Origin of the sequence: Aeromicrobium sp. CnD17-E (assembly GCF_024124745.1) — a bacterium.
GTDB lineage: Bacteria > Actinomycetota > Actinomycetes > Propionibacteriales > Nocardioidaceae > Aeromicrobium.
The window spans coordinates 61,551-88,519 of record NZ_JAMXRU010000001.1; the positions used below are offsets into that span (position 1 = coordinate 61,551).

28 protein-coding genes are annotated in these 26,969 nt (G+C 73.0%); 12 read left to right on the top strand and 16 right to left on the bottom strand.

Features of this window, described 5'->3' with window-relative positions; genetic code table 11:
• Window positions 1–7 precede the first annotated feature (7 nt).
• Complete coding sequence (locus tag NH339_RS00285; protein WP_158509223.1) at window positions 8–148, top strand: hypothetical protein; 141 nt, start codon at window positions 8–10, stop codon at window positions 146–148.
• Between the two features lie 165 nt (window positions 149–313).
• Here NH339_RS00285 and NH339_RS00290 read toward each other — a convergent pair whose 3' ends face one another.
• Window positions 314–742, bottom strand: coding sequence for an Lrp/AsnC family transcriptional regulator (locus tag NH339_RS00290; RefSeq protein ID WP_253021387.1), 429 nt, complete (start codon window positions 740–742; stop codon window positions 314–316).
• 136 nt (window positions 743–878) lie between these two features.
• On the opposite strand from NH339_RS00290, the gene NH339_RS00295 reads away from it, so the two are divergent.
• The 7 genes from NH339_RS00295 to NH339_RS00325 all read left to right on the top strand — a co-directional run bounded on the left by NH339_RS00295 (window position 879) and on the right by NH339_RS00325 (window position 12,425).
• Complete coding sequence (locus NH339_RS00295) at window positions 879–1,733, top strand: arginase family protein (RefSeq protein WP_253021388.1); 855 nt, start codon at window positions 879–881, stop codon at window positions 1,731–1,733.
• A gap of 119 nt (window positions 1,734–1,852) precedes the next feature.
• On the top strand, window positions 1,853–3,979 hold the full coding sequence (glgX, locus tag NH339_RS00300; protein WP_253021389.1) for a glycogen debranching protein GlgX: 2,127 nt from the start codon (window positions 1,853–1,855) through the stop codon (window positions 3,977–3,979).
• 91 nt (window positions 3,980–4,070) lie between these two features.
• The gene (locus NH339_RS00305; protein WP_253021390.1) at window positions 4,071–6,041 is read left to right on the top strand and encodes a maltotransferase domain-containing protein; all 1,971 of its coding nucleotides are present in this window, start codon (window positions 4,071–4,073) and stop codon (window positions 6,039–6,041) included.
• 29 nt (window positions 6,042–6,070) lie between these two features.
• Complete coding sequence (gene treS, locus NH339_RS00310) at window positions 6,071–7,903, top strand: maltose alpha-D-glucosyltransferase (protein WP_253021391.1); 1,833 nt, start codon at window positions 6,071–6,073, stop codon at window positions 7,901–7,903.
• Window positions 7,900–9,285 (top strand): aminoglycoside phosphotransferase, encoded by a 1,386-nt coding sequence (locus NH339_RS00315; RefSeq protein ID WP_253021392.1) that lies wholly within the window; start codon window positions 7,900–7,902, stop codon window positions 9,283–9,285. The genes treS and NH339_RS00315 overlap by 4 nt, the downstream gene beginning before the upstream one ends.
• Before the next feature lies 1 nt (window position 9,286).
• Entirely contained in the window at window positions 9,287–11,230 is a 1,944-nt protein-coding gene (gene glgB, locus NH339_RS00320) for a 1,4-alpha-glucan branching protein GlgB (protein WP_253021393.1), read from the top strand.
• A 10-nt stretch (window positions 11,231–11,240) separates the two neighbouring features.
• On the top strand, window positions 11,241–12,425 hold the full coding sequence (locus NH339_RS00325) for an arginine deiminase (protein WP_253021394.1): 1,185 nt from the start codon (window positions 11,241–11,243) through the stop codon (window positions 12,423–12,425).
• A gap of 126 nt (window positions 12,426–12,551) precedes the next feature.
• Here the strand turns inward: NH339_RS00325 and NH339_RS00330 are convergent, their stop codons facing one another.
• The 4 genes from NH339_RS00330 to NH339_RS00345 all read right to left on the bottom strand — a co-directional run bounded on the left by NH339_RS00330 (window position 12,552) and on the right by NH339_RS00345 (window position 16,104).
• The gene (locus tag NH339_RS00330) at window positions 12,552–13,073 is read right to left on the bottom strand and encodes a cysteine hydrolase family protein (protein WP_253021395.1); all 522 of its coding nucleotides are present in this window, start codon (window positions 13,071–13,073) and stop codon (window positions 12,552–12,554) included.
• Between the two features lie 10 nt (window positions 13,074–13,083).
• Entirely contained in the window at window positions 13,084–14,562 is a 1,479-nt protein-coding gene (locus NH339_RS00335) for a cytosine permease (protein WP_253021396.1), read from the bottom strand.
• Between the two features lie 133 nt (window positions 14,563–14,695).
• Window positions 14,696–15,541, bottom strand: a complete 846-nt coding sequence (locus tag NH339_RS00340; RefSeq protein WP_253021397.1) for a DUF5926 family protein — start codon at window positions 15,539–15,541, stop codon at window positions 14,696–14,698.
• 119 nt (window positions 15,542–15,660) lie between these two features.
• Window positions 15,661–16,104, bottom strand: a complete 444-nt coding sequence (locus NH339_RS00345) for an ATP-binding protein (RefSeq protein ID WP_253021398.1) — start codon at window positions 16,102–16,104, stop codon at window positions 15,661–15,663.
• 115 nt (window positions 16,105–16,219) lie between these two features.
• On the opposite strand from NH339_RS00345, the gene NH339_RS00350 reads away from it, so the two are divergent.
• Entirely contained in the window at window positions 16,220–16,528 is a 309-nt protein-coding gene (locus NH339_RS00350) for a rhodanese-like domain-containing protein (protein WP_253021399.1), read from the top strand.
• 72 nt (window positions 16,529–16,600) lie between these two features.
• Here NH339_RS00350 and NH339_RS00355 read toward each other — a convergent pair whose 3' ends face one another.
• The 3 genes from NH339_RS00355 to NH339_RS00365 form a co-directional block, all read right to left on the bottom strand.
• Window positions 16,601–16,873, bottom strand: a complete 273-nt coding sequence (locus NH339_RS00355) for an HU family DNA-binding protein (RefSeq protein WP_202967795.1) — start codon at window positions 16,871–16,873, stop codon at window positions 16,601–16,603.
• 85 nt (window positions 16,874–16,958) lie between these two features.
• Entirely contained in the window at window positions 16,959–17,600 is a 642-nt protein-coding gene (gene aat / locus NH339_RS00360) for a leucyl/phenylalanyl-tRNA--protein transferase (protein WP_256474774.1), read from the bottom strand.
• A 49-nt stretch (window positions 17,601–17,649) separates the two neighbouring features.
• The gene (locus tag NH339_RS00365) at window positions 17,650–18,609 is read right to left on the bottom strand and encodes a phosphotransferase (RefSeq protein WP_253021401.1); all 960 of its coding nucleotides are present in this window, start codon (window positions 18,607–18,609) and stop codon (window positions 17,650–17,652) included.
• 66 nt (window positions 18,610–18,675) lie between these two features.
• Here NH339_RS00365 and NH339_RS00370 point away from each other — a divergent pair, with 66 nt between their 5' ends.
• Complete coding sequence (locus tag NH339_RS00370) at window positions 18,676–19,371, top strand: EcsC family protein (RefSeq protein WP_253021402.1); 696 nt, start codon at window positions 18,676–18,678, stop codon at window positions 19,369–19,371.
• Here NH339_RS00370 and NH339_RS00375 read toward each other — a convergent pair.
• From NH339_RS00375 to NH339_RS00385, 3 genes are read right to left on the bottom strand one after another with little or no spacing between them, the layout of a single operon-like run.
• Window positions 19,368–19,637 carry a hypothetical protein gene (locus NH339_RS00375; RefSeq protein ID WP_253021403.1) on the bottom strand — a complete coding sequence of 90 codons (270 nt, stop codon included), beginning with the start codon at window positions 19,635–19,637 and terminating at the stop codon, window positions 19,368–19,370. The genes NH339_RS00370 and NH339_RS00375 overlap by 4 nt on opposite strands.
• Before the next feature lie 46 nt (window positions 19,638–19,683).
• A complete protein-coding gene (locus NH339_RS00380; protein ID WP_253021404.1) occupies window positions 19,684–20,307 on the bottom strand; it encodes a GyrI-like domain-containing protein in 624 nt (207 codons plus the stop codon).
• Window positions 20,304–20,849 (bottom strand): CGNR zinc finger domain-containing protein, encoded by a 546-nt coding sequence (locus tag NH339_RS00385; RefSeq protein WP_253021405.1) that lies wholly within the window; start codon window positions 20,847–20,849, stop codon window positions 20,304–20,306. The genes NH339_RS00380 and NH339_RS00385 overlap by 4 nt, the downstream gene beginning before the upstream one ends.
• 69 nt (window positions 20,850–20,918) lie before the next feature.
• On the opposite strand from NH339_RS00385, the gene NH339_RS00390 reads away from it, so the two are divergent.
• The gene (locus tag NH339_RS00390; protein WP_256474776.1) at window positions 20,919–21,920 is read left to right on the top strand and encodes a DMT family transporter; all 1,002 of its coding nucleotides are present in this window, start codon (window positions 20,919–20,921) and stop codon (window positions 21,918–21,920) included.
• Window positions 21,921–22,053: 133 nt separating this feature from the next.
• Here the strand turns inward: NH339_RS00390 and NH339_RS00395 are convergent, their stop codons facing one another.
• The 5 genes from NH339_RS00395 to NH339_RS00415 are packed head-to-tail and all read right to left on the bottom strand — an operon-like array spanning window position 22,054 to window position 25,190.
• Window positions 22,054–22,626 (bottom strand): helix-turn-helix domain-containing protein, encoded by a 573-nt coding sequence (locus NH339_RS00395; RefSeq protein ID WP_253021407.1) that lies wholly within the window; start codon window positions 22,624–22,626, stop codon window positions 22,054–22,056.
• Complete coding sequence (locus NH339_RS00400; protein WP_253021408.1) at window positions 22,623–23,372, bottom strand: hypothetical protein; 750 nt, start codon at window positions 23,370–23,372, stop codon at window positions 22,623–22,625. Before NH339_RS00400 ends, NH339_RS00395 begins: the two co-directional genes overlap by 4 nt.
• A gap of 56 nt (window positions 23,373–23,428) precedes the next feature.
• Window positions 23,429–24,592, bottom strand: a complete 1,164-nt coding sequence (locus tag NH339_RS00405) for a WXG100 family type VII secretion target (RefSeq protein WP_253021409.1) — start codon at window positions 24,590–24,592, stop codon at window positions 23,429–23,431.
• Entirely contained in the window at window positions 24,589–24,897 is a 309-nt protein-coding gene (locus NH339_RS00410) for a hypothetical protein (protein WP_067860794.1), read from the bottom strand. Before NH339_RS00410 ends, NH339_RS00405 begins: the two co-directional genes overlap by 4 nt.
• The gene (locus NH339_RS00415) at window positions 24,894–25,190 is read right to left on the bottom strand and encodes an SAV_915 family protein (RefSeq protein WP_067860796.1); all 297 of its coding nucleotides are present in this window, start codon (window positions 25,188–25,190) and stop codon (window positions 24,894–24,896) included. The genes NH339_RS00410 and NH339_RS00415 overlap by 4 nt, the downstream gene beginning before the upstream one ends.
• 136 nt (window positions 25,191–25,326) lie before the next feature.
• Between NH339_RS00415 and NH339_RS18655 the strand changes: the two genes are divergently transcribed.
• Window positions 25,327–26,907, top strand: coding sequence for a bifunctional NAD(P)/FAD-dependent oxidoreductase/class I SAM-dependent methyltransferase (locus NH339_RS18655; protein WP_305883259.1), 1,581 nt, complete (start codon window positions 25,327–25,329; stop codon window positions 26,905–26,907).
• Window positions 26,908–26,969 lie beyond the last annotated feature (62 nt).

The window sequence follows — 26,969 nt, forward strand, 5'->3', positions numbered from 1 at the left end:
CTGAGGCATGAGCGACATGCCGAGCGAGGACCCGCGCAAGCGCGAGGACTGGGACGACGACCAGAAGCACAAGAAGCAGGACCCGGGCGTCGAGGGCGACGTCGACGACCCGGACGCGCCCGCCCCGTTCTCGGGCCCCTACACCTGAGCTCCCCCTCCCCGCTGTTCGAGCAGACCCTCCTGCGACGAGCTCAGGGCGCGTCAGCGGGATCGTGCTCCGCGTCGACCGACGTGGTCCCCAGGCTGTGGCTCCGCCACAGGCCGCTCGCGGCCGGCGCATCGCTCGTGCCGACCTGGATCTGCGAGGCCTGGGTCAGTGGTTGGTGAGGGAGTTGAACAGCAGGCTCGTGCGGGTGTCGGTCACCCCCGCGACAGCGCGGATGCGCTCAAGCACGGTGTCGAACTCGGACAGGCTGGTCGAGCGTAGGTGCACCACCAGGTCCCACTCCCCGATGGTGGAGTGGAGCTGCTCGACCTCGGGGAACCCGCGGACCGCACGCACCACGTCCTTGCCCCGGTTCGGGGCGATCGAGACCATCGAGACGCCCCGGATCGCATCGCGGTCCACGTCGTTGCCCACCGTGACGGTGAACCCCTCGATCACGCCGTCGGTGACCATCCGTTCGATGCGGGCCGCCACCGTCGAGCGGTTCACCGCGACCTGGCGAGCCAGCTCGGCCACCGGCGTCCGGGCATCAGCTCGCAACAGGGACAGCAGCCTGTGATCCACGTCATCCAGCACGACACATAGCCTAGTCGACCTGCTCAGACTGTCCGAGAAGCCACCAGAATGTCCGCTTCTTGAGGATTGAGCAACCACAACGCCGTTCCCTAGCGTTGGTCACGACCGACGACCGACCGAGCACGAGGACCGTGACGTGACCACGCAGACCACCCCCCAGACCCCGCTGCAGAGCGATGGCACGCAGGCTCCCATCGCCGTGACCCACTTCGCCGGACGCGCCGGGGACCACAACGACCACGCCATGGCCGCCTCCCCGCGGCTCGCGGCCGCGTTCGCCGACCGCTACCAGGTCACCCCGACCGTCGTCGGCACTCCGCGGCCGGCCCTGTGCACCACCTGGGACGTCGAGCTCGAAGCCGCACGCGAGGAGCTCGCCGAGATGTCACAGCACTACCAGACCCTCTTCGCCGCTGGCGCCACCCCCGTGACCGCGCTGAGCCGGTGCGCCGTCGCGCTGTCCACTCTTCCCGTCGTCGCCCAGCACCGCCCCGATGCCGTCGTGGTGTGGTTCGACGCCCATGCCGACATCAACCTCCCCGAGAGCACCACGACGGGCTACCTCGGCGGCCTCGCACTGTCGGGCCCTCTGGGGCTGTGGGACTCGGGGCTCGGCGCCGGCCTCGGCCTGGGCAACGCCATCCTTGCGGGCGTCCGCGACATCGACCCGCCGGAGAACGGGCTCATCGAGACCACCGACCTCACCCTGGTCTCCCCGGGCCCGGGCTTCGGGGACCGGCTCGGCGAAGCCGTGGCCGGACGCCCCGTCTACGTCCACGTCGACTGCGACGTGATGGACCCCGGCATCGTCCCCACCGACTACCTCGTCGCCGACGGCCTGAGCCTGACCGAGCTTCACGACGCAGCCGCCGCCCTGGCCCGCAGCGAGATCGTCGGCATCGAGGTGGGGGAGCTCGAGACGGTCACCGGCGAGGAGGACCTGACAGCGATCCTGACCGCCCTCGCCCCGGTGCTCGACGCCCTGCGCTGAAGGGATGAGGACGCGTTCTCGCCTCGTTTCCGTGCGGGCAACCATCGGTCACACGGCGAACCTCGATACCTCGAGCGAACCAGCCTGCGCCGGACCCGGCGCCTGAGAGACTGGGGCGCATGACGTCGAGCCCCCAGGACCTGCCCGTGCTCGCCGGCCGCCCGTTCCCGCTGGGGGCCCACCCGGAGGCGGGCGGTGTCCGCTTCGCCGTCGCCAGCAGCGTGGCCGAGCGGGTCGAGCTGTGCCTGGTCGACGACGACGGCAGCGAGCGACGGATCGAGCTGACCGAGCGCACCTTCGGGGTGTGGCACGGCCTCGTGCAGGGCGTGCTGCCCGGGCAGACGTACGGGTACCGCGTGCACGGGCCGTACGAGCCGAAGACCGGCCTGCGGTGCAACCCGCACAAGATCCTCCTCGACCCGTACGCCCGCCGCGTCACCGGCGCGCTCACCGACATGGAGGCCGCCCGCGGGTGGGCCGACGACCCCGAGGGGGTCGAGATGTCGACCGTCGACTCCCTGGGCCACGTGCCGCTCGCCGTCGTCACCAGCCCCGGCGGACCCGACACCGGCACGAAGCCCGAGGTGCCGTTCGAGGAGACCGTCGTCCTCGAGCTGCACGTCAAGGGCTTCACGCAGCAGCACCCCGACGTCCCGGAGCAGCTGCGCGGCACCTACCTCGGCCTCGCCCACCCCGCCGTGGTCGAGCACCTGCTGCGGCTCGGCGTCACCACCGTCGAGCTGCTGCCCGTGCAGGCCTTCACCGACGAGCCGTCGCTCGTGGCCGCCGGTCGGCACAACTACTGGGGCTACTCCCCGCTCGGCTACTTCGCGCCGCACCCCGGGTACGCGAGCGAGCCCGGACGCGAGGTCGAGGAGTTCCGGACGATGGTCGCCGCGCTGCACGCCGCGGGCATCGAGGTGCTGGTCGACGTCGTCTACAACCACACCTGCGAGGGCGGCCCGGACGGCCCGACGCTCAGCCTCCGCGGGCTCGAGGCCCCGGCGTACTACCTGCACGACGACGACGGGCACATGGCCGACATCACGGGCTGCGGCAACACGCTGGAGGCCGGGTCGCCCGCGGTGGTCCGGCTCGTGACCGACTCGCTGCGCTACTGGACCACCGAGCTCGGCGTCGACGGGTTCCGCTTCGACCTCGCCTCGACGATGGGCCGCCCGCGCGGCGGCGCGTTCGACCGTGACAGCACCCTGCTGACCGCCATCACGACCGACCCGGTGCTCGCCCGCTGCAAGCTCGTCGCCGAGCCGTGGGACGCGACCGGCGAGGGCTACCGTGTCGGCGCGTTCGGGGCCCAGTGGGCCGAGTGGAACGGCATGTACCGCGACACGGTGCGCGACTTCTGGCGCGGCGCGTCGGGCGGGGTCGACCAGCTCGCGTACCGGCTGTCGGGCTCCTCCGACCTGTACGACCACACGCTGCGTCGACCCTGGCAGTCGATCAACTTCGTCACCGCCCACGACGGGTTCACCCTGCGCGACCTCGTCTCCTACGACCACAAGCACAACGAGGCCAACGGCGAGGACAACCGCGACGGGACCGACGACAACCGCTCCTGGAACCACGGTGTGGAGGGCGAGACCGACGACGCCGAGGTCGTGGCGCTACGGGCGCGTCAGGCGCGCAACCTGCTGGCCACGCTGCTGCTGTCGACCGGCACGCCGATGTTCGTCGCCGGCGACGAGCGCTGGCGCACCCAGGGCGGCAACAACAACGCCTACTGCCTCGACGACGCGACCTCGTGGGTCGACTGGACCTCGACGCCCGAGAGCGACGCGATGCTCGCCTTCGCGCGGCGCGTCGTGCACCTGCGCGCCAACAGCCCGGCCCTGCGCCAGGCGGAGTTCTTCGACGGCCGCACCACGCCCACCGGACGCCCCGACCTGATCTGGCTGCGGCCGGACGGCCAGGAGATGACCGAGCCCGACTGGCTCGACCCGGAGCGGCGCACCCTCGGCATGTGGATCGACGGCTCCCACAGCCAGTCCCGCACCCGTGAGGGCGAGCTGCTCACCGACCACTCCTGGCTGCTCCTCCTGCACGCCGGGGCGGACCCGCTCGACGTCGTCCTGCCCGGCCCGGAGTTCGGGGAGACGTTCGAGCCGACCCTCGACACGACGTCGCCGGACGGGTCGCCTGCCACGACCGACCCGCTCCCGGCCGGCGGGCGCGTGACGGTGCAGGGCCGATCGCTCCTGCTGCTGAAGGCACCGCGCCAGGATTGACGCCTCGGCGGATCGCGCAACCCCTCGATCCTGGGTACGTTCGAGACGACGGCGGACCAGTCGTCGGACCCGAGCGACGGGAGTGCACCGCATGACGGACCGGATCGGCATCGACGACGTCCGACCCTTGTCCGGCGACGGGACCTACCCGTCGAAGGCGGTCGTGGGCGAGCACGTCCCCGTGCGGGCCACGGTCTGGCGCGAGGGCCACGACGCCGTGGCGGCCACGGTCGCCTGGCGCGGTCCCGGGGAGCGGCGCGACCGCACCGTCCGGATGCACGAGCAGGGCACCGGCCTCGACCTCTTCGCCGCCACGATCGTCCCCGACGCCCCCGGGCTGTGGACCTTCCGCGTCGACGCGTGGAGCGACCCGTGGGCCACCGCGGTGCACGCCCTCGAGGCGAAGCTGGCGGCGGGCCAGACCCCCGCCGAGCTGGCCAACGACCTCGAGATCGCCGCCAGCCTGATCGACGAGGTCGCCGCCCGACGCGACCGGCGCGCCGAGGCCGGCACGCTCACCGGTGCCGCCGCTGCGCTGCGCGACGACACCCTGCCCCTCGGTGCCCGCGTCGGCCCCGCGCTCGACGCAGCAGTCCGCACGGTGATGCACGACCACCCCGTGCGCCAGCTCCTCACCCGCGGCCCCGTCCGTCGTGTGTGGGTCGACCGGCGGCGCGCCGCGTTCGGCTCCTGGTACGAGCTCTTCCCCCGGTCCACGGGCGGTGTCGACGCCGACGGACGCCCGGTGCACGGCACGCTGCGCACGGCCGCCGACGCGCTCGACCGGGTGGCGGCCATGCAGTTCGACGTCGTCTACCTGCCCCCCATCCACCCGATCGGGCGCGAGAACCGCAAGGGACCGAACAACACCCTCACCCCCGGCCCCCACGACGTCGGCTCGCCCTGGGCCATCGGCGCCGCCGAGGGCGGTCACGACGCGATCCACCCCGAGCTCGGCGACGAGGCCGACTTCGCCGCCTTCGTAGCACGGGCCGAGGAGCTCGGGCTCGAGGTCGCCCTCGACCTCGCCCTCCAGGCCGCGCCCGACCACCCCTGGGTGCGCGAGCACCCCGACTTCTTCACGACGCTGCCCGACGGCACCATCGCCTACGCCGAGAACCCGCCGAAGAAGTACCAGGACATCTACCCCCTGAACTTCGACCTCGACCCCGACGGCATCTACGCCGAGGTGCTGCGCGTGACGCTGCACTGGGTCGAGCGCGGCGTGCGCATCTTCCGCGTCGACAACCCGCACACGAAGCCGCCGAGCTTCTGGGCGTGGCTCATCGCCGAGGTCAAGGAGCGCCACCCCGACGTGCTGTTCCTGTCCGAGGCGTTCACGCGTCCCGCGCGGCTCTGGGGGCTCGCCCGCCTGGGCTTCACGCAGAGCTACACCTACTTCACGTGGCGCACCACGAAGGAGGAGATCGTCGAGTTCGGCGAGGACCTGCGCGACCACTGGGACGAGGGTCGCGGCAACCTCTTCGTCAACACGCCCGACATCCTCCCCGAGCACCTGCAGGTGGGTGGCCCCGGCATGTTCGCGCTGCGCGCGGCGCTCGCGGCCACGCTCGCCCCCACGTGGGGCGTCTACTCCGGGTACGAGCTGTTCGAGGCCGAGGCCCTCCGCCCGGGCGCCGAGGAGTACCTGCACTCGGAGAAGTTCGAGCTGCGTCCGCGCGACTACGCAGCAGCTCTGGCCGAGGGGCGCTCGCTGGAGCCGTGGATCACCCGTCTGAACGAGATCCGCCGCGCCCACCCCGCGCTGCAGCAGATGCGCACCCTGCACTTCCACCACGTCGACCACGACGCGCTGCTCGCCTGGTCGAAGCGGGACCCCGAGACCGGCGACCTCGTCGTCGTGGTCCTCTCGCTCGACCCGCACGAGGCCCGCGAGGGCACGGTCTTCCTCGACCTCGACGTGCTCGGCCTGTCGCCCGACACCGAGCTCGTCGCGCACGACGAGGTGACCGGCGAGACCTTCCCCTGGGGTCCGGCCACGTACGTGCGTCTCGACCCCGCCCGCGCGCCCGCGCACATCCTGCACGTGACCCCCCGATGACCCCGCGCCCCCTCCCAGGAGGAGACCAGATGGCCGACGCACCACCCGAGGCGACAGCACCCGACGCTGCGCTCGACGGGCTCGAGCAGACCCCGCACACCGGCGACGAGGTCGCCGCCGACGGGACGCTCTCCGAGCCGAGCGCCGACGACTTCGACCACGCCGAGCAGGCGCCCTCGGACCCGGAGTGGTTCAAGCGCGCCGTCTTCTACGAGGTGCTGGTCCGCGCGTTCAACGACTCCAACGGCGACGGCACGGGCGACCTGCGCGGCCTCGCCGACAAGCTCGACTACATCCAGTGGCTCGGTGTCGACTGCCTGTGGCTGCCCCCGTTCTACGCGTCGCCGCTGCGCGACGGCGGCTACGACATCAGCGACTTCCGCGCCGTCCTGCCCGAGTTCGGCACCGTCGAGGACTTCGTCCACCTGCTGGAGGAGGCGCACCGACGCGGCATCCGCGTGATCACCGACCTCGTGCTCAACCACACGTCCGACGCCCACCCCTGGTTCCAGGCGTCGCGCCAGGACCCCGACGGGCCGTACGGCGACTTCTACGTGTGGAGCGAGACCGGCACCGAGTACAGCGACGCGCGCATCATCTTCGTCGACACCGAGACGTCGAACTGGACGTACGACCCGGTGCGCGGGCAGTTCTTCTGGCACCGCTTCTTCAGCCACCAGCCCGACCTGAACTTCGAGAACCCGGCCGTGCGCGAGGCGATGCTCGACGTGCTGCGCTTCTGGCTCGACCTCGGCATCGACGGCTTCCGGCTCGACGCCGTGCCCTACCTGTTCGAGGAGGAGGGCACGAGCAGCGAGAACCTGCCGCGCACCCACGAGTACCTCAAGGAGGTGCGCGCGACGATCGACCGCGAGTACCCCGGCCGGGTGCTGCTCGCCGAGGCGAACCAGTGGCCGTCGGACGTGGTGGAGTACTTCGGCGACCCCGAGGTCGGCGGCGACGAGTGCCACATGGCCTTCCACTTCCCGCTCATGCCGCGCATCTTCATGGCGGTGCGCCGCGAGTCGCGCTTCCCGATCTCGGAGATCCTGGCGCAGACGCCGCCCATCCCGGCGGGCACGCAGTGGGGCATCTTCCTGCGCAACCACGACGAGCTGACCCTCGAGATGGTCACTGACGACGAGCGCGACTACATGTACCGCGAGTACGCCCGCGACCCGCGGATGAAGGCCAACATCGGCATCCGCCGCCGGCTCGCGCCCCTGCTCGAGAACGACCGCAACCAGCTCGAGCTGTTCACCGCGCTCCTGCTGAGCCTGCCGGGCTCCCCGGTGCTCTACTACGGCGACGAGATCGGCATGGGCGACAACATCTGGCTGGGCGACCGCGACGCGGTGCGCACGCCGATGCAGTGGTCGCCGGACCGCAACGCCGGCTTCTCGCGCTCCGACCCCGGTCGTGTCTACCTGCCGCCGATCATGGACCCGACGTACGGCTACGAGGCGGTCAACGTCGAGGCGCAGATGGGGAACTCGGCGTCGCTGCTGTCGTGGACGCGGCGCATGATCGAGGTCCGCAAGCAGCACCTGGCCTTCGCCGAGGGCGACTTCGTCGACCTGGGCGGCTCGAACCCGAGCGTCCTGGCCTACCAGCGCGTCTGGACCCGTCCGGACGGCGAGCGCGACGTCGTGCTGTGCGTCAACAACCTGTCCCGCTTCCCCCAGCCCGTCGAGCTCGAGCTCGGCGAGCACGAGGGGTGCACCCCCGTCGAGCTGACCGGCAGCGTGCGCTTCCCGCGCGTCGGGGAGCTGCCCTACCTGCTGACCCTCCCGGGTCACGGCTTCTACTGGTTCCAGCTGGTCGAGCTCGGCGACGAGGGCGAACGAAGGAGCATGCTGTGAGCCAGCCCGTGACCCAGCACGACGTCGACCAGGTCGCGGCCGCCCTGCCCGGGTGGCTGCCCTCCCAGCGGTGGTTCGGCGGCAAGGACCGTGCGGTGACCTCCGTGCGCCCCCTGGACTGGACGGTCGTCGAGGACGGCGACCCCGCCCTCGTGCACCTCGTCGTCGAGGTCGGGCAGGACGACCGCACCGAGCCCTACCAGCTCCTGCTGGGCCGGCGCAGCGACGGCCTGCCGGACGTCCCGGCGACGGCCGCGATCGGCGTCGAGGACGGTCCCGTCTGGTACGAGGCCAGCGGCGACGCCGACCTCACCGGGGTGCTGCTCGACCACGTGGCCGCGGGCGACGTCGTCGGCGACCTGCGGTTCGAGCCGGAGCCGGGTGCCGAGCTGGTGACCGGCCTGCGCGCCCACCCGATCACGTCGGAGCAGAGCAACACGTCGCTGGTGTACGGCGGGCAGTACATCCTCAAGCTCTTCCGCCGGCTCACGCCCGGCACCAACAAGGACCTCGTGCTGCACCGCGCGCTGCGCGAGGTCGGGTCGTCGCACGTCGCCGAGCCGCTCGGCGCGATCAGCGGCACGCTCGGCGACGACGAGGTCACCTTCGCGATGCTGCAGCGCTTCCTGCCCGACGCCGCCGACGGTTGGGTCATGGCCACCACGAGCGTCCGCGACTACATGGCCGACGACGCGGGGCTGCCGCCCGGCGACCTCGGGGGCGACTTCGCCGGCGAGGCGTACCGGCTCGGTCGCGCCGTGGCCGACGTCCACACCGACCTCGCCCGCGCGCTCGGCACCGAGAGGGCGGGCGGCGACGACCTCGCCCGCACCGTCGAGGCGATGGAGCGCCGGCTCGACCGCGTGGCCGCGGCCGTGCCCGCCCTGCGCGAGCACACCGACGGGATCCGCGACGCCTTCCACGCCGTGGTCGACGTCGAGCTGACGCTCCCGCTGCAGCCCGTCCACGGCGACCTGCACCTGGGCCAGGTGCTGCGCACCGTCTCCGGCTGGCTCGTCCTCGACTTCGAGGGGGAGCCCGCGGCCAGCCTCGCGGAGCGCTCCGCACTGCGGTCGCCGCTGCGCGACGTCGCCGGCATGCTGCGCTCCTTCGACTACGCCGCCCACCAGCTGCTCGTGGGCCAGCCCCACGACGAGGTCCGCCGCGAGCGCGCCGACGCGTGGGCCGTCCACAACCGGACGGCGTTCTGCGACGGCTACGCCAAGGCCGCCGGGCACGACCCGCGCGACGAGGCCGTGCTGCTGCGCGGGCTCGAGCTCGACAAGGCGGTCTACGAGGTGGGCTACGAGCACGCGAACCGGCCCGACTGGACCGACGTGCCGCTCGGCTCCATCGCCCGCATCCTCACCGAGGAGGCCTGACATGACGTCCGAGGACACCCCCACCCCCAGCGAATCGACCAGCGGCGAGCCGGCGGACGGCTGGCCCGTCGCGGTCGGCGAGCTCGACCTGCACCTCATCGGCGAGGGTCGCCACGAGCGGCTCTGGGACGTGCTGGGCGCCCACGTCCGCACCCACGACGGCACCGACGGGCCCGTCGAGGGCACGTCGTTCGCGCTCTGGGCCCCGAACGCCCGCAGCGTGCAGGTCGTCGGCGACTTCAACGGCTGGGACGGCGGTGCGCACGCGATGCGACCGCTCGGCGGACCGGGCGTCTGGGACCTCTTCGTCCCCGGCGTCGGCGCGGGCGCGCGGTACAAGTTCCGGGTCGAGGGCGCCGACGGCGCCTGGCACGAGAAGATCGACCCGCTCGCCTTCGGCACCGAGGTGCCGCCCGCCACGGCGTCGGTCGTCGTCGAGCCGACGCACCGCTGGCGCGACGACGCCTGGGTCGAGCAGCGTGACGCCACCCGGTGGACCGAGGCGCCGGTGAGCATCTACGAGGTGCACCTCGGGTCGTGGCGTCCCGGGCTGACGTACCGCGAGCTCGCCGAGGAGCTGGGCGACTACCTCCTCGAGATGGGCTTCACCCACGTCGAGCTGCTGCCCGTCGCCGAGCACCCCTTCGGCGGCTCGTGGGGCTACCAGGTCACGTCGTACTACGCGCCGACGTCGCGGTTCGGCTCCCCCGACGACTTCCGCTGGTTCGTCGACGAGCTGCACCAGCGCGGCCTCGGCGTCATCGTCGACTGGGTGCCCGCGCACTTCCCGAAGGACGAGTGGGCACTCGCCCGCTTCGACGGCACCGCGCTCTACGAGCACCCCGACCCGCGCCGCGGCGAGCAGCCCGACTGGGGCACCTACGTGTTCGACTTCGGCCGTCCGGAGGTGCGCAACTTCCTCGTCGCCAACGCGCTGTTCTGGCTCGAGGAGTTCCACCTCGACGGTCTGCGCGTCGACGCCGTCGCCTCGATGCTCTACCTCGACTACTCGCGCAACGACGGCGAGTGGGTGCCCAACAAGCACGGCGGCCGCGAGAACCTCGAGGCCGTCCAGCTGCTGCAGGAGCTGAACGCCACGGTCTACAAGCACCACCCCGGCGTGATGATGGTGGCCGAGGAGTCGACGGCCTGGCCCGGGGTCAGCGCCCCCACCGACGCGGGCGGCCTCGGCTTCGGCTTCAAGTGGAACATGGGCTGGATGCACGACACGCTCTCCTACCTGGGCCACGACCCCGTGCACCGCTCGTACCACCACGGGGAGATGACTTTCGCGATCGACTACGCCTGGACCGAGAACTTCGTGCTGCCGCTGTCGCACGACGAGGTCGTGCACGGCAAGGGCTCGCTGTGGGGCCGGATGCCGGGCGACGCCTGGAACAAGGCGGCGGGCGTGCGCGCGCTGCTGGCGTTCATGTGGGCCCATCCCGGCAAGCAGATGCTGTTCATGGGTGGCGAGTTCGGGCAGGAGGGCGAGTGGGCGGAGTCCCGCGGGCTCGACTGGGACGAGCTGCGCGACCCGTTGCACGCGGGCGTCCTCGAGCTGGTCGCCGACCTGAACCAGACGTACCGCTCGACCCCGGCGCTCCACACCGCTGACACCACCCCCGACGGGTTCCGCTGGATCGACGCGTCCGACGTCGCGGGCAACGTCGTGTGCTTCCTGCGGATCGGCACCGACGGGTCGCAGCTGGCGTGCCTGGCGAACTTCTCCGGCGCACCGCACCACGACTACCGGGTCGGACTGCCGGCCCTGGGCCGGTGGCGCGAGGTGCTGAACACCGACGCGCAGGCGTACGGCGGCTCGGGCGTCGGCAACCTGGGATTGGTCGAGGCCGAGGGGATCCCGCACCACGGGTTCGCGGCGTCGGCCCTCGTCCAGCTGCCCCCGGCCGGGGTGCTCTGGCTGGAGCCCGACGCCATCTAGGGTGAGCCCCATGACGACGTGGGGTGCCTCGAGCGAGGTCGGCCGCCTGCGGACGGTGCTGCTGCACCGGCCGGGCCAGGAGCTCGCGCGGCTGACGCCGCGCAACAACGACTCGCTGCTCTTCGACGGCATCCCCTGGCTGGGGCGCGCCCAGGACGAGCACGACGCGTTCGCGCAGGCGCTGCGCGACCACGACGTCGAGGTGCTGTACCTCGTCGAGCTGCTCACCGAGACGCTGGAGCAGGCCGACGCCCGGGCCGAGATCGTCGAGAGCACGACGTCGACGCTGCACCTCGGCGACAGCCTGCGTCGCTACCTGGTGGCCGCGCTGTCCGACCTCGCACCCGCGGACCTCGCCGCGGTCGTGACGGCGGGCCTGCGCAACGACGAGGTCGCGCACCGCAGCATCGTCACGAGCCTCCTGCGTCCCGACGACTTCCTCGTCGACCCGCTGCCCAACCTGCTCTTCACGCGTGACTCCTCCGTCTGGCTGCCCGACCGGGTGGCCGTCACGAGCCTGGCGATGCCGGCGCGCGTCCGCGAGACGCAGCTGACCGGCCTCGTGTACGCCCACCACCCGCGCTTCGCGGGCGTCGAGCGCGTCCACGGTCCGCACCTGGAGCACCTCGAGGGCGGCGACGTGCTGCTGCTCGCGCCCGGTGTCGTCGCGGTGGGCGTCGGGGAGCGGACGACTCCCGCCGGCTTCGAGCGGTTCGCGGCCACCGCGCTGCGTGCCGGTCTTGCCGAGTCGGTGCTGGCGGTGCCCATCGCCCAGGAACGCGCCACGATGCACCTCGACACGATCGTCACGATGGTCGACGTCGACACCGTCGTCATCTACCCGAACATGGCCGACGAGCTGCGGGCGCTGGCGGTCACGCTCGACGCGGACGGCTCGCTGTCGGTGGCGCCGGAGCGGTCGTTCTTCGACGCCGCGGCCGACGCGATGGGCATCGAGCGCCTGCACCGCATCGACACCGGTCTCGACCCGGTGACCGCCGAGCGCGAGCAGTGGGACGACGGCAACAACACCCTCGCCATCGACGCCCGCCTCGCCGTCGCCTACGAGCGCAACGAGCAGACCAACGCCCGCCTGGAGGAGCACGGCATCGAGGTCGTGGCCATCAGCGGCTCCGAGCTCGGCTCCGGCCGCGGCGGCCCCCGCTGCATGTCCTGCCCCGTCCTCCGCGACTGACCCGCCCTCCCCCTCCCCCTCGCCGCCCGTGCGCGTTTACGTGGGGCCCCACCCAAACGCGCACTTCCGGCGCATGTTTGCGTGGGGCGGAGCCGGTTTACGTGGGGCCCCACGTCAACCGGCGGGTCAGGCGAGGGTGACCTGGGGCGCGTAGAGGGCCATGGCGTCGAGGGCGCGACGGTGGTTCGCAGGCGTCGAGCCGGCGCACGCGTCGACGGCCACGCGCACGGTCGCTGCCGCGTCGGCGGCGGCGAGCACGGTCGACAGGACGCAGCAGTCGGTCGAGACGCCAGCGACGACGAGGTCGGGCGCCTCGCCCGTCACCGTCCGCACGACGTCCCACTTGCCGAACGTCGGCGCGTCGACCACCGTCGACGCCGCCGCGACGTCGGCCAGCTCGGGGACGACGTCGAACATCGGGTCGTCGGCCGGTCGGTCGGCGAACGGCCACGCGTCGAAGTACGCGCGCCACGACCCGACCCGCTCGGCGTCGGGCGCGGGCACCCAGCGCGTGACGATCGTCGGCAGCGTCGCCGCCAGCGCGCGCACCGGCTCGAGGGTCGCCGCGAACATCGGCGATCCCCAGGGAGAGCCGGCGTCGGCGAAGACCCGCTGCGGGTCGACGACGACCAGCCAGGTCCGGGTCATGCCCCGACCCTCACGCGGCACCGGCCTCCTGGCGACGCACGGCCGACCGTCGCGCGACGAGCGTGACGACCAGCCCGATCGCGAAGGCGGCCAGCACGCCGAGGTTCGCGTACGGCCAGGCTCCGTCCCAGCCGGCGCCGTCGGGCAGCCGGGTGCCGAGCCCGAACGGCTCGATCAGGTAGCCCTGCCAGTCGTTCCACGCGGTCCCGGAGATCTGGTTGACGACGAGGCCCCAGCCCACGACGGACGCGACGACCATCGTCACCACCGACGTCCACGCGACGGCGCCGTAGCGTCCCGAGGCGTCGAACAGCGCCGCCTCGTCGTAGTCGCGACGTCGCAGGGCGATGTCGCCGATCATGATGCCGGTCCACGCGGCCACCGGGACGCCCAGCGTGATGAGGAAGCTCTGGAACGGCCCGAGGAACGTCTGCGCGACGAACACGACGTACACCGTCCCGGCCGTCAGGATGACGCCGTCGACGAGCGCGGCCGCCGGGCGCGGGATGCGCACGCCCAGGCTGAGGAGCGTGAGCCCGGAGGAGTAGATGCCGAGCACGGCGCCCGACACGAGCGCCAGCACGGACGCGACGAGGAACGGCACGAGGAACCAGGTGGGCAGGACCGACGCGAGCGTGCCGACGGGGTCGTTCACGATCCCCGCGCTGAGCGTGTCCGACGAGCCCGCGAGCAGGATGCCGTAGACCACGAGCACGACGGGTGCGAGCGCGCCGGCCAGGGTGTTCCACGCGACGATCTGCGCGCCCGACGTGTCGCGCCGCTGGTACCGCGACCAGTCCGCGGCGATGTTGATCCAGCCGAACCCGAACCCGGTCATGACCATGACGAACGCCCCGACCATGGCCTGCCCGGAGCCGCCAGGCAGCGACGTCACGCGGTCGAGGTCGATCTGGTCGAACGTGAGCAGGATGTAGCCGACGGTGGCAGCGCCGGTGAGCCACGTCAGCACCGACTGCATCCGCATGATCACGTGGTAGCCCGCGACCGACGCAGCGACGATCAGGGCCGCGATCACGGCACAGGCGACGACCTTCGTGGCCGTGCCGCCGCCCCAGCCGAGCTCGCGCAGGACGGTCGCGGTGGCCAGGGTCGCGGTGATGGCCAGGAACGTCTCCCAGCCGATGGAGATCAGCCAGCTGAAGACGCCGGGCAGCTTCTGGCCGACGACGCCGAACGGCGCGCGGCTGAGGATCATCGTCGGTGCCGATCCGCGCTTGCCGGCGATCGCGACGAGTCCGCAGGCCGCGAACGACACCACGACGCCGAGGACGGTCACCAGCACCGCCTGCGTCAGCGAGAGCCCGAAGCCGAGCACGAAGCTGCCGTAGGAGATGCCGAAGACCGACACGTTCGCGGCGAACCACGGCCAGAACAGGTCGGACGGCTTCGCGGTGCGCTCCGCCTCGTCGACGATCTCGATGCCCGTGACCTCGATGCCGGCCCGTCGGACCGCGTCCAGCTCGCTCATGACGTCAGGGTCCCACGATGCGGCGTCACGCGTCTCCCCACCTCAGGGGATGCGTCCCACCCCAGCGCTGCGGTGGGGAGTCACCCTTGGGGCGGGGCCCCACCCCAAGGGTGAGCGGGTCGTCGGGCTGGGGTCAGCGGATGGTGAGCTGACGGCTCGTGAGGTTGGCGCGGGCGTTGCGCTGCTCCTGGGTGAGGGGCGCGTCGTCGGCGATCGCACCCTCCAGCCGCTGCGCGAGGGCCGCGACGGGCTCCTCCAGGGCGGCCGCGCCGTCGTCGACGACGGCCGGGTCCATCTCCCACACCGGCACGAGCAGGCCGTGCGCGCGGAACATGCCGATGAGCTTCGTGCCGTCACCGAGGGTCTCCTCGCCGGCCGCCGCGAGGCGGGCGAAGCCGTCGAGCACCGTGGACTCGCTCTGCGTGACCACCCAGCGCAGGTAGCGCTTCTCGCCCATGCGCACCCAGTAGGCCGCCTCGACCGACGTCAGGCGCTCGGTGGGGGCGATCGACTCGTTGGCGGCGGCCAGCGCGTCGGAGCCCTCGGCGTCGGTGCCCTCGACCCAGAAGTCGAAGCCGTCGTGCACCTCGACGTCGAACGACGACGCGGGGTCCACGATCTGCTGCAGCCGGTCGCCCACGCCCGGGTCGGTCAGCCGCACCGGGTTGCCGGGCTCGGTCTCGCGGGCGGCCTCGATGGCGCCGGCGAGGTCGCGACTCACGTCGCCGTAGTTGTGCAGCACCTGCAGGCCGAGCCAGATCTCCCCGTCGGGGCGACGGATGCCGGCACCGCCACCGGGCAGCAGCGAGCACACGCGCACCTGCTCGCCGTCGGTGAGCGTGACCGTGGCGGTCGCGGACGGCACGAACTCGCGCAGCGCGATCCAGTCACCCTCGTGCGGCAGACCCTCGAACGTGCGGGCGACGAAGGGCATGCGGGCCGGCTTCGGCGCCTTGGTGCGGCGTGACTTCTTTCCCATGGGTCGCACCCTAGCCAGAGGCGCGGACGGCGGCAGGCCGCAGGGTCGCTCAGGACCGAGAGGGGGCGGCGGGCCCAGGGTCACCAGCTGGCCCAGGGTCATCAGCTGGCGCAGGGTGGTCAGCGGGCGAGCGGCAGCTCGGCACCGACGCGGGTGCCGGCCGACATGTCGACCCACCAGCGGTCGGCGACGCGGTTGATGATCGACAGCCCGCGGCCGCTGAGCGAGTCCTCGTCGAAGTCGATCGGCTTGAGCGAGCCGCCCTGGCCGTCGTCGTGGACGCTGATCTCGAGCAGCTGCCGGTCGGGGTCGATCGTCCACGCCAGCTCCATCGTGCCGTCGTCGGACGGCTGGCCGTGCGCGACGGCGTTGGCGACCATCTCGCTCAGCACGATGAGGGCGTCGTCGATGACGGTCGAGGACGCACGGTGCACGGTGAGGAACCCGGCGAGCTTGGTGCGGGCGATGCTCGGCGTCGAGGGCTCGAACGGCAGACGCACGGTCGCGGACGGACGGGTGGTCGCTGCGGCGTTGCCGTCGACCTGTTCTCCGCCCGGGTGCATATAGTCCAAAGTAACCAGTCAGCAGCCGATAATCCAGCCCGTGTGGCCCACCTCCCGCCGCGGACGCCGCGCGCGACCTGGTCTCCACGGGCGTCAGACCTTCCAGGAGCCCCCCGTGGACGTGCCCACGACGACCGTCGCCGACCTGCCCGACCCGCTGCCCGACGACCTCGTCGTGCTCGACGTCCGCGAGCCCCACGAGTGGGACGCGGGGCACGTCCCGGGCGCCGTGCACGTGCCGCTCGGCGACCTCCCGACGCGCGTCGGCGAGCTCGACCCGCAGGCGCGCACGCTCGTCGTCTGCCACCTCGGGGGTCGCTCGGCGCGGGCCACGGCGTGGCTCGGGCAGCAGGGGCACGACGTCGTCAACCTCGCAGGTGGCATGGACGCGTGGGAGGCCGCCGGCCGTCCCACCGTGAGCTGACCGTCCCCGGACGCGGAAAGGCCCCCTGGACCGTGTGGTCCGGGGGGCCTCTCCGTGGCTGAGGGGCCTAGCTTACTTGGCGGCAGCCTTGAGCTTCGAGCCGGCGCTCACCTTGACGCCGTAGCCGGCGGGGATGTCGATGGTCTCACCGGTCGCGGGGTTGCGACCCGTGCGAGCGGCGCGCGAGACGCGCTCGACCGAGAGGATGCCGGGGATGGCGACCTTCTCGCCCTTGCTGACGGCGTCGATGAGGACGTCGGCCAGCGCGCTGAGGACGTCGTCGGCGGTGGACTTGGTGGTGTCGGCCTTCTCGGCGAGGGCCGAGACGAGGTCGCTGCGGGAGATAGCCACGGGGACTCCTAGAGAGTTCGGATGTTGTGCGCTCAGCAGTCTAGGCAGGAAACCCCGACATTCCGGTGCACCCCGGCCCCTACGGCGTGCCTTCTGCCCGTGATATCGGGCCTCGGAGGGCGTCCCAGTCGGGGCCGGGAGCGTCGATGAGTCCGTGCAGGGCCGCCAGGTACCTCTCCCGGGGCCACCGCACGACCCCCAGCGACTCCAGGTGCGGGGTCGCCCACTGCACGTCGACGAGCCCCTCGGGCCCGACGGCGTCGACCAGCGCCACCAGGGCCACCTTCGACGCGTCGCGTGCGTGGTGGAACATCGACTCCCCCGCGAACAGGCGTCCGACCGAGAGCCCGTACAGGCCGCCGACGAGGGTCCCGTCGGCGTCGCGGGTCTCGACGGAGTGCGCCCAGCCCAGCTCGTGCAGGCGCACGTACGCGTCGCGGATGCCGCGGTCGATCCAGGCGCCGGGCCGGCTGGGGTCGGCGCACGCGTCGACCACCTCGGCGAACGCGGTGTCGATGGTGACCGTCAGCCGGCGCACGGCCTGGCGCAACGACCGCGAGACCCGCAGCGCCGACGGCTCCAGCACACCGCGCTCGACCGGCGACCACCACAGCAGGTCGCCCTCGTCCGGCATCGGGAAGGCACCGTGCCGGTAGGCCTCGACCACCGTCGACGGCTCGAGGTCGGCGCCGGCCGCGACGCAGTCGGACCGTGGCCACATGTCGGGGCGGAACTCCCACGGGGACGGGGGCAGCGGGACGGCGGGCACGTCAGGCCTCCAGCACGCGGCCCAGGTGGTGCGCGGGCATGTCGCCCCACTCGCGCCACTCCTCGTCGGTGGCACCCTCGAGGGAGTCCCACCAGGTCAGGGCACGGTTGACGGGCTGGGTGAAGGCCGTGGCGGCGCGCAGCTCGGCCAGGTCGCGCGGGTCGGCGACGTCGGACCACATCTCGGAGTAGGTGGCGAGCACGTCGTCCCAGGCCAGCTCGCTCCGCGTCGTGATCCAGCCGTAGGGCACGCTCAGGACCTCGAGCGCGTGCGCCCACTGCATGTCGCCGAAGTCGAACACGCGCAGGTCGGCGAAGGCGTTCCACGGGTGCACGTCACCATGCTGCACCGTGACCGGGACGCTCGACGACGCGAGGCGCGCGACCGCCTCGAGGAGCTGGTCCCGACGTCCGGCCAGCGCGGTGGCGCCGGCGTGGTCGAGCGCCGAGGGGTGCTCGGTCGGCAGCGACGCGAGGCGGTCGAGCAGGGCGTCGAAACGGGCTGGGACGGTCTCGGGCGAGCAGTCGGGGACGCCGGTGGCGAGCACGGCGTCGCGACGGTCGACGAGACGCCGTTGCAGGCGGGCGGTCGCGATCATGACGCCGCGCCAGTCGGCGAGGGTCGGCTCGCGGGAGTCGCCCAGTGTCACGCCGCGGTCGGCGGTGAGCATCCACCCCCGGGTGGGGTCGACCGCGAGCGGCGCGGCCACCTGGTCGGGCGCGACGTCGGCCAGCAGGGCGTGCAACGCCGGCTCGAACGCCATCGACCGGCAGTTCGCCTTGAACCAGAGGCGCCCGCGGTCGGTGGGCACCACCAGCTGGGTCGACCACGGCCGCACCCGACGTTGCTCGATCGGGCCGGCGAGCGCGTGCCCGGCCTCCTCGGCGCGGACATGGATCCAGGCGTGCGCCTCCTCGAGCCAGCCCGGCGACGTGACGTGCCGGCTGAACGCCTGGTCCATGCGCCGAGCGTAGGGCCCGCGGCTGTTCGGGGGGCGGACCTCGACCGCGTCCCTAGGATTGTGGGCATGGCTGGACTTCGAGGCAGGGCCGCAGTGGCGGCGACGAACAAGTTCGCTCCGCAGGTGGCCGGCGGGTTCGTCCGCCAGGTGCTGGACCGCGCGATCGACGGCGTCGGACCGCTCCCGTCGGCGCGCAAGGCCGCCGACGCCCACCTGGTCGACACCGACGGCGACGTCGAGGCGGCGATCACGCGTCTCGTGCGTCGCCACACCGCGCTGGCGGGGGCGCAGGGGTTCGTGACGAACCTGGGCGGCATCGCGGCGGTGGCCGTGTCGGTGCCGGCGAACGTCGTCGGCGTCACGCTGGTGCAGGCGCACATGGTCGCGGGCGTGGCCGCGCTGCGCGGCTACGACCTCACCGACCCACGGGTGCGCAACGCGATCCTCGTCTGCATGCTCGGCGAGGACGCGGTGAAGGACCTGCTGAAGTCGGGCAAGCTGCCGTCGCCGCCGATGACGCTCGCCACGTCGCCGGTGCACTCCCCCGAGCTCGACCGGATCATCTCCCACGAGGTCACCGCCGAGCTGGTCACCCGCACGGTGGGCCGCCGCGCCGTCACCCTGGTCGCGCGGCGCGTGCCGCTCATCGGCGGTGCCGTCGCGGGCGGGTCCGACGGCTGGTCGACCCGCCAGATCGGCCAGTACGCCGCGCGGGAGCTGAAGGACCGCAACATCCCCGGCCGACGCGCCTCGTCGACCTAGGGGCTGGACCGGCGCCGGGCGCGCCGGGTCCGGACCGTGTGGACGACCCACCACACGATCGCGACGACGACGGCAGCCTGGAGGGCAAGCCGCGCCCACGCGAGTGCACTGGTGTCGTCGCCGACGGACCAGATCGTCAGGTCGACCTGGTCGCCCGTGGCCCGGGCGATCCAGCGCAGGACGGTCTCGAGCCCGAGGAGCACCCAGAAGGTGCTCGCTGGGGTGGAGAGCGGGGGCGCCGGCGCGGGCTTGGGGCGGCGGGTCACGATCCTCATCGTCGCAGCGCGGACCGCGCCGCGCCTGTTGGTCGGGCTACCCGTCGTCGGACCGCTCCACCGGCTGCCGCAGGATCGTGCGCAGGCGCTCGGGTGCGGTCCGCCGGGGGTCTCCGAGGTAGACCTCGTGGTGGCGGCCGGTCAGGCGCAGCCCGGCCGACGGGATCTCGACGTCGTGCATCCGCGCCAGCACCGGGCCCTCGTCGTCGTAGGGGCCGACGTGCAGCGTCTGGATGCACAGACCCTCGTGCAGCACCCGCAGGTCGACGCGGGCGAGGCCGGTGAGCCCCGGCTTCCTGCGCGCGACGGTCGCGACGGCGTCGGCGAACGCGGCGTCGTCGACCCAGGTGGGCGCGAGGACCAGGGCGGTCCAGCTCCAGCGGCTCTTGTCGCGCGCGCTCGTGAAGGCGGCCATGTCGTCGGACCACCAGAGCGCCTCGAGCGGCATGACCGTCTCGTCGTGCCCGCGCTCCTTGCCGGCGAAGCGCAGGGCGTAGGCGACCGGGTAGAGCACGGCGAGCGCCTCGGCGTAGGAGGCCGACGTGTTGGGGTCGCCCTGGCCGTCGACCGCCAGGTACGTCATCAGGGGCACCTCGAGCACGTCGAAGACCCCTCGCCGCGCGCGGTACTGGGGAAGGGTGCGCTTGCGGTCGAGCGTCACGCCTGCTCCTGCTCGCGCTGGCGTGCGCGGTACTCCGCCGCGGCGTGGCGGTTGCCACAGGTGGTGCTGCAGAAGCGGCGGGAGCGGTTGCGGGAGAGGTCGAGGACGATGCCGTCGCAGCCGTCGTCGGCGCAGGTCGCGAAGCGGGACAGCTCGCCCGCGGTGACCACCTCGCTGAACGCGACGGCGGTCTCGAGGGCGATCCGCTCGTGCAGCGGCCGGTCGTCGTCGACCACGTGCAGGTGCCAGCCCAACGGACCGTGGTTCACGAGCCGCGGCTGCGCGGGGAACGCGGCGAGCAGGTCGTTGACGACGGCGACGGCCTCGTCGAGCTCGGCCGTCATCAGTCGACGCAGGGTGGCGCGCAGCGCGCGGACCTCCTCGAGCTCCGCGCGGTCGCGGTCGTGCCGGCCGGTGTAGCCGTGCCGTTCGTAGTAGCCGTCGAGCTCCGCCACGGAGGTGAGCGTGTCGGGCTGCTCGGCCGAGTTCGCCAGCTCGACGGCGGCCAGCAGGTTGGCCTCGGTGTCATGAGCGAAGACCATGTTGACACCTTATGACACCGAGCCCTATCGTCATGACCCATGACTGGGAACGCTCCTGACGCAACGTCGCTGACGAGTGCCTCGGCGACGCCGCGACGTTCCCCGAACGCCGGGAGCGGGCGCACCGCGTCGGGCCTCGCGTTCGCCCTGGTGTCGGCCTCCGCCTTCGGGCTCTCCGGGTCCCTGGCGCGCGGGCTGCTGGAGTCGGGCTGGAGCGCCGGTGCGGCCGCAGGGGTCCGCATGGGCGTGGCCGCGGCCGTCGTGGCCCTCCCGGCCGCCCTCGCGATGCGCGGCCGCTGGGGCCTGGTGCGCCGCGCCACGCCGATGGTGCTGCTCTACGGCCTGCTCGCCGTCGCCGGCGCGCAGCTCTGCTACTTCTACGCCGTGCAGACGTTGCAGGTCGGCGTGGCGCTGCTCATCGAGTACATGGCGCCCGTCGCCGTCGTGGTGTTCCTGTGGGTGGCCCGCGGGGAGCGCCCCGGACGGCTCACCGTCGCCGGCGCCGTCGTCGCGATGGCGGGTCTCGCGCTCGTGCTCGGCCTGCTGTCGGGTGTCTCGCTCGACGGGGTCGGGGTGCTGTGGGCCCTCGGCGCCACCATCGGTGCCGCGACCTACTTCCTGCTGTCGGCCGACGACCGGGTCGGGCTGCCGCCCGTCGCGCTCGCCGGCGGCGGGCTGCTCATCGGCAGCGCCGCCCTCGGTCTCGGTGGGCTGGTCGGCGTGCTGCCGATGACCGCGTCGACCGCCGACGCGACGCTGGGCGACGTCGCGCTCCCCTGGTGGCTGCTCGTCGGCCTGCTCGGCGTCGTGACCGCGGCGCTGGCCTACGTCACGGGCATCGCGGCGGGACGTCGGCTCGGGTCGCGCGTGGCGTCGTTCGTCGCCCTCTCGGAGGTGCTCATGGCCGTGCTGTTCGCGTGGCTGCTGCTCGACGAGCTGCCGACCACGGCCCAGCTCCTCGGCGGCCTCCTCGTCCTGGCGGGCGTCGTGCTGGTGAAGGTCGGCGAGCCCCGGCACGTCGAGGAGCACGGAGCGACGTCACCCACGGTCGAGCCGCTGCCGCCGACCTGAGCCGCCCGCCCCACCCTCGCCGACCGTGCAGGTTTGCGTGGGGCCCCACGCAAACCGGCTCGCCCCCACGCAAAGATGCGCTGCATCTGCGCGTTCGGGTGGGGCCCCACGCAAACGTTCACACGAGGCGGGGTCAGGTGCGGACGTGCATCCGCTCGCCCTGGGGGCCGAAGATGGCGAGCACCTCGGTGGGGTGGGGGCCGGGGTTGCTCACCCAGTGCGGGGTGCGGGTGTCGAACTCGACCACCTCGCCGGGCCCGATCGTCAGGTCGCGCGAGCCCAGGACCAGGCGCACCTGCCCCGAGAGGACGTACATCCACTCGTAGCCGTCGTGGGTGCGCAGGCTCGGCTCGGCGTCCGCCTCCACCGGCATGACGATCTTGTACGACTGCAGCCCGCCCGGACGTCGCGTCAGCGGCACGAACGTGCGACCGTGCCGCACCACCGGACGGGCCCGCACGCGGGGGTCGCCGGTCTCGGGCGCGTCGACGAGCTCGTCGAGTGCGACACCGTGCGCGGCAGCGAGCGGCAGCAGCAGCTCGAGGGTCGGCTTGCGCTGACCCGACTCCAGCCGCGACAGCGTGCTCACCGAGATGCCGGTCTGCTCCGCGACGTCGGCGAGGGTCGCGTCGCGCTCCAGGCGCAGCTGCCGCAGCCGGGGCCCGACGCCCGCCAGCACCTCGCCGAGGTCGGAGGGGGCGGTCATGCGCCGGGCTCCAGTCGACGCAGCGACGCCTCGGTGCCGAGCTCGGCGCGGTCCTTGCGCACCCGACGCCAGTGGTCGAGCGCGGCGATGAGGACGGCCGGGTCGCCGCTCAGGTGCGGGAACGAGATCGCCAGCGCCCTCTCGGCCTCCGGGATCGGTCGTGCCTGCTGCTCGCCGAACCCGGTCGGGGCGCGCAGCACCCGCACCTGGTCCGCCGTGCGTGCGTAGACGACGAGCGTACGACGCGGCTGCCGCAGCGCAACCACCTCGACGACGTCGTCCCACGCGATCTCGCGCTCGGAGCTCCAGGTGCGCAACCGGACGGTGTCGGGGGTGAGCACCAGGGCGCCCCGAGGGCGGCGACCTGCAAGCACGGCGACCACGGTCGGCACGGCGAGGACCAGCACGACCGCCGCACCGACGAGCCCGACCGACGGCCCCGTCGAGCCCGACCCCGCGACCGCCGAGAGGACCAGGAGGGCGCTGAAGAGCACGGCGGCCCCGGTGGTGCCCCACGCGAGGAACCGCGCCAGGCGCGACTCCGGGAGCACGGTGGCGGCGTCGACGAGCGTCGACGCGTGGGCGCCTCGCGGCGTGGCGAGGAAGCGCAGCAGGTATCCGACCGCGAGGACGGCGGTCGCCGCCATGGCGGCACCGGCCAGGGCGAGGAGCAGGTCGCCACGGGTGAGCAGCAGCACCGACGCCGCGAGGAGGGCCGGCCCGAGCAGCACAGCGGCCGCACCCATGCCGAGCACCTGGCCCACCGGCGGTCTCGGCGACGACGGCCGCGCCTCCGCGCCGCTCACCACGGGGTCACCGCGTCCCACACGTCGCTCGCCGTGTCCTTCACGCCCTCGCCGAAGTCGCGCAGACCCTCGTCGATCGCCTCGGTGACGTCCTCGGGGACCCAGTGGTCCCAGGCGTACTCCGCCAGCATGCCGACGCCGACGGCCGCGACGGTGCCGACCGCGGCGACGGCCAGGACGGGAGCACCTGCCGTGACCGCGATGGCCCCGGCGGCGATGCCGGCCCCCGTCGCGAGCACCTCGCTGGAGATGACCTGACCGGGCGAGTCGCCGTTGGCGATGTCGTTGCCCGCGAGGCCGACGGTGAGCAGCCCCCCGACGATGGGGAGTCGCCGGGCGATCCGCTCCGACCCCTCGGCGAGCGCGTCCAGGCCCCGCGCGGCCTGACGGTTGCCGCGGACGTCCACGGCGTCGCCCGCCGCGCGTCGGGCGGGGTTGCCGGAGCGCTGCGCACGGCGCGCCTCGGCCGCCTCGCGACGCAGGCGTGCCGCCTCGCTGCCGTGATGGTTCGCCAGCTCCTCGAGCCGACCCTTGCGCAGGTCGATCGTGAAGAGCATGGCCGTGGCGGGCAGCTTCTGCAGCTGCTTGACGAGGTAGGACAGCAGAGTCGGGTCGTCGGCCGTCGCGATGTGGGTGAGGTTCGCGTCGATCCACTCATCGAGGGTGGTGCGCTCCTGCTCGACCTCCCCCAGCAGCCGGTTGTAGAGCTCGACCTTGTCGTTCGCCTGCTCGAACCGGTCGTTCTCCGCGTCCCACGCGGTGCGCTCCGCCTCCGTCGACCCGGCGGGCAGGTCGGCGGGACGTTGCGGCTCCGGCGGGGTCTGGATGACGGTGCCGGCCACGGTGAGCCCGCCCTCCGTGGCCTCGGCACGGCGATCGGCCATGTGCTCTTGGGCGTGCGTCAGCTTGACGGCGTAGGTGCGGAACTTCTCCGCCACGCGACCGAGGTGCTCCTCCTGCTCGTCACCGGCGTCGATCACCTGGCTCGCGACGTCACGGTAGGCCTCGGCGGCGGCTCCTTCCCAGTCGCGACCGGCGCGCTGCCGGGCCGAGGTGCCCCGCTCGCCCGCCTCGCCGACCTTCGCGCGCAGGGTGTCCGAGACCCACGTGGCGGCGGCACGGACCGCCGCCGGGTCCCCCTCCAGCTTCGTCTCGATCATCGTCCGCCCTCGTCGGCAGGGAGCCCGCGCGTGACCTGGTCGAAGGCGTCGCGGATGGATTCGTCGGTGGCGTCGTACTGGTCGACGACCTGGCCCATCACGGTCGCGACGGCCCGGTGGACGGCCGCGAGGTCGCTCGCCTCGGACATGACGTTCGACAGGATCGCCGAGATCGCCGAGGACCCGGGACCGGCGTCGACGGTGCCGGGCGCCGACTCCCCCGTACCCTCGATCAGCTCGGCTCCCTCGAGGTGGAGGTCGCGGATCGCCTCGCCGGCACCGGGCTCGATCCGCAGGTCGCTCACAAGGAACCTCCGGTGTGCCGGACCTCGGCGGGCAGCTCCTGATCGAGCAGCACGACGTCGTAACGCGCTTGCTCACGCAGGGTGGAGAGGTGGCCGGTCTCCATCAGCGTCCAGGGCTGGTGGTCCCCGCAGCAGCGCGCCAAGCGGTCGAGCGCGGTGTATGCGAGGAGGGCGAGCCGACCGTCCTCGAGGGTGCGGAGCTCGACCTGCGGGGACTCGCCCGGGATGGTCGGACGGCAAGGCAGGTACAGCACCGGCGGAATCTGCCGGCGTCCATCTGGCTGGTCGGTCATGTCTTCCCCCCAGGGTGTGGCCGCTCACGCAGCACCGAAGTCGTGAACCCATCGTGCCAGACGCTGCAGCGCCCCGAGGTTGCCAGAACAGCAAAGTTCTTTGTCGTCTGAACGCCACGGAGCGCATGCTCGACCCATGAGCACGAACATCGAGGTTCCCCGTTCCTCCGGCACCCCCGTCGACGTCGTCGTGGTAGGAGGAGGCGCCGCCGGGCTGAGCACCGCGCTGGTGCTCGCCCGCTCCCGCCGGTCCGTCGTGGTGGTCGACGCCGGCGAGCAGCGCAACGCGCCCGCGGACCACATGCACAACTACCTCGGGCGCGAGGGCACGCCGCCGCTCGAGCTCGCGCGGCTCGGTCGCGAGGAGGTCGAGTCGTACGGCGCGACGGTCGTCGCCGGTCGGGTCGTCGCCGCGGAGGCGCTGCCCGGCGACGTGCCGACCTTCGCCGTGGCGCTCGACGACGGCAGCCGCTTCACCGCGCGTCGTGTCGTGCTCGCGACCGGCGTCGTCGACGAGCTGCCCGACGTGCCGGGTCTCGCCGCACGCTGGGGCAAGGACGTCCTGCACTGTCCCTACTGCCACGGGTGGGAGGTGCGCGACCAGCGGGTAGGCGTGCTGCTGACCAGCCCCATGGGCCTGCACCAGGCCGGCCTGTTCGGGCAGCTGACCGAACATCCCACGGTGCTCGCGCACGACATTGAGCTCGGGCACGGCGAGCGCGAGCCGCTGCGCGCACGCGGTCAGGCGATCGTGGACGGACGCGTCGCCGAGGTGCTGGTCGACGACGACCGGCTCGTGGGCGTGCGCCTGGCCGACGGCACCACCGTCGAGCTCGACGCCCTCGCCGTGCAGTCGTTCCCCCGCGCCCGCACCGAGGTCGCCGACCTGCTCGGCGTGCCGACCCGGCCGATGGAGATGCACGGCACCACCCTCGCCGTCGGGCTCGTGGCCGACGCGAACGGCGTGACGCCGGTGCCCGGCGTGCTGGCGGTCGGCAACGCGTCGGCGCCCATGGCCACGGTGGCGGCGGCGGCCGCCTCGGGGGTGCAGGCCGGGGCGCTCCTCAACGCGGGCCTGGTGGAGGAGGACACGCAGGCCGCGGTCGAGCGGGCGCGCGAGGCGATGCGCGAGCCGGAGGCCTGGGAGGAGCGCTACGGCTCCCCGTCGGCCGTCTGGAGCGGTCGGGTCAACCCGCAGGTGCCGGCGAAGGCGGAGGGGCTGGAGCCGGGTCGCGCGATCGACGTCGGCTGCGGCGAGGGCGGCGACGTCATCTGGCTCGCGCAGCACGGCTGGGAGGTCACCGGCATGGACTTCTCGCCCGCCGGACTGGAGCGCGCGCGGCAGCACGCGCACGACGCCGGGGTGGGCGAGCAGACGTCGTTCCGCGTCGGCGACGTCCGCACCTGGGAGCCGGGCGACGAGCGGTGGGACCTCGTCACGGCGCACTACCTGCACCTGCCGCCGGAGCCGATGCTCGACGTCGTGCGCCGGCTCGCGTCGGCCGTGGCACCCGGCGGCACGCTGCTCGTCGTCGGGCACCACCCGGGCGACGTCCCGGCGGGCGTCAGGGCACGCGACGACCTCTTCGAGCCCGAGGCGCTGCTGCCGGCGCTCGACGAGACGTGGGACGCACGCGCCGAGGTCGTCGAGCGCACCCACACCGGCATGGGCGCCCACGTCGTGCGCGACAGCATCCTCGTCGCCACCCGCCGCTGAGTCCTTCCCCTCCCGCTCCCCCACCTCCCCTGAGCGTGACGTTCGCGGGCCGGAAACCTCGT

What these genes read in the sequence shown, in the direction of transcription:
- NH339_RS00285 (WP_158509223.1), top strand. Translation starts at nt 8, where the DNA reads ATGAGCGACATGCCGAGCGAGGACCCGCGCAAGCGCGAGGACTGGGAC.
- glgX (WP_253021389.1), top strand. Translation starts at nt 1,853, where the DNA reads ATGACGTCGAGCCCCCAGGACCTGCCCGTGCTCGCCGGCCGCCCGTTC.
- NH339_RS00305 (WP_253021390.1), top strand. Translation starts at nt 4,071, where the DNA reads ATGACGGACCGGATCGGCATCGACGACGTCCGACCCTTGTCCGGCGAC.
- treS (WP_253021391.1), top strand. Translation starts at nt 6,071, where the DNA reads ATGGCCGACGCACCACCCGAGGCGACAGCACCCGACGCTGCGCTCGAC.
- glgB (WP_253021393.1), top strand. Translation starts at nt 9,287, where the DNA reads ATGACGTCCGAGGACACCCCCACCCCCAGCGAATCGACCAGCGGCGAG.
- NH339_RS00325 (WP_253021394.1), top strand. Translation starts at nt 11,241, where the DNA reads ATGACGACGTGGGGTGCCTCGAGCGAGGTCGGCCGCCTGCGGACGGTG.
- NH339_RS00330 (WP_253021395.1), bottom strand. Translation starts at nt 13,073, where the DNA reads ATGACCCGGACCTGGCTGGTCGTCGTCGACCCGCAGCGGGTCTTCGCC.
- NH339_RS00335 (WP_253021396.1), bottom strand. Translation starts at nt 14,562, where the DNA reads ATGAGCGAGCTGGACGCGGTCCGACGGGCCGGCATCGAGGTCACGGGC.
- NH339_RS00340 (WP_253021397.1), bottom strand. Translation starts at nt 15,541, where the DNA reads ATGGGAAAGAAGTCACGCCGCACCAAGGCGCCGAAGCCGGCCCGCATG.
- NH339_RS00345 (WP_253021398.1), bottom strand. Translation starts at nt 16,104, where the DNA reads ATGCACCCGGGCGGAGAACAGGTCGACGGCAACGCCGCAGCGACCACC.
- aat (WP_256474774.1), bottom strand. Translation starts at nt 17,600, where the DNA reads ATGTGGCCACGGTCCGACTGCGTCGCGGCCGGCGCCGACCTCGAGCCG.
- NH339_RS00365 (WP_253021401.1), bottom strand. Translation starts at nt 18,609, where the DNA reads ATGGACCAGGCGTTCAGCCGGCACGTCACGTCGCCGGGCTGGCTCGAG.
- NH339_RS00370 (WP_253021402.1), top strand. Translation starts at nt 18,676, where the DNA reads ATGGCTGGACTTCGAGGCAGGGCCGCAGTGGCGGCGACGAACAAGTTC.
- NH339_RS00385 (WP_253021405.1), bottom strand. Translation starts at nt 20,849, where the DNA reads ATGGTCTTCGCTCATGACACCGAGGCCAACCTGCTGGCCGCCGTCGAG.
- NH339_RS00395 (WP_253021407.1), bottom strand. Translation starts at nt 22,626, where the DNA reads ATGACCGCCCCCTCCGACCTCGGCGAGGTGCTGGCGGGCGTCGGGCCC.
- NH339_RS00400 (WP_253021408.1), bottom strand. Translation starts at nt 23,372, where the DNA reads ATGGGTGCGGCCGCTGTGCTGCTCGGGCCGGCCCTCCTCGCGGCGTCG.
- NH339_RS00405 (WP_253021409.1), bottom strand. Translation starts at nt 24,592, where the DNA reads ATGATCGAGACGAAGCTGGAGGGGGACCCGGCGGCGGTCCGTGCCGCC.
- NH339_RS00415 (WP_067860796.1), bottom strand. Translation starts at nt 25,190, where the DNA reads ATGACCGACCAGCCAGATGGACGCCGGCAGATTCCGCCGGTGCTGTAC.
- NH339_RS18655 (WP_305883259.1), top strand. Translation starts at nt 25,327, where the DNA reads ATGAGCACGAACATCGAGGTTCCCCGTTCCTCCGGCACCCCCGTCGAC.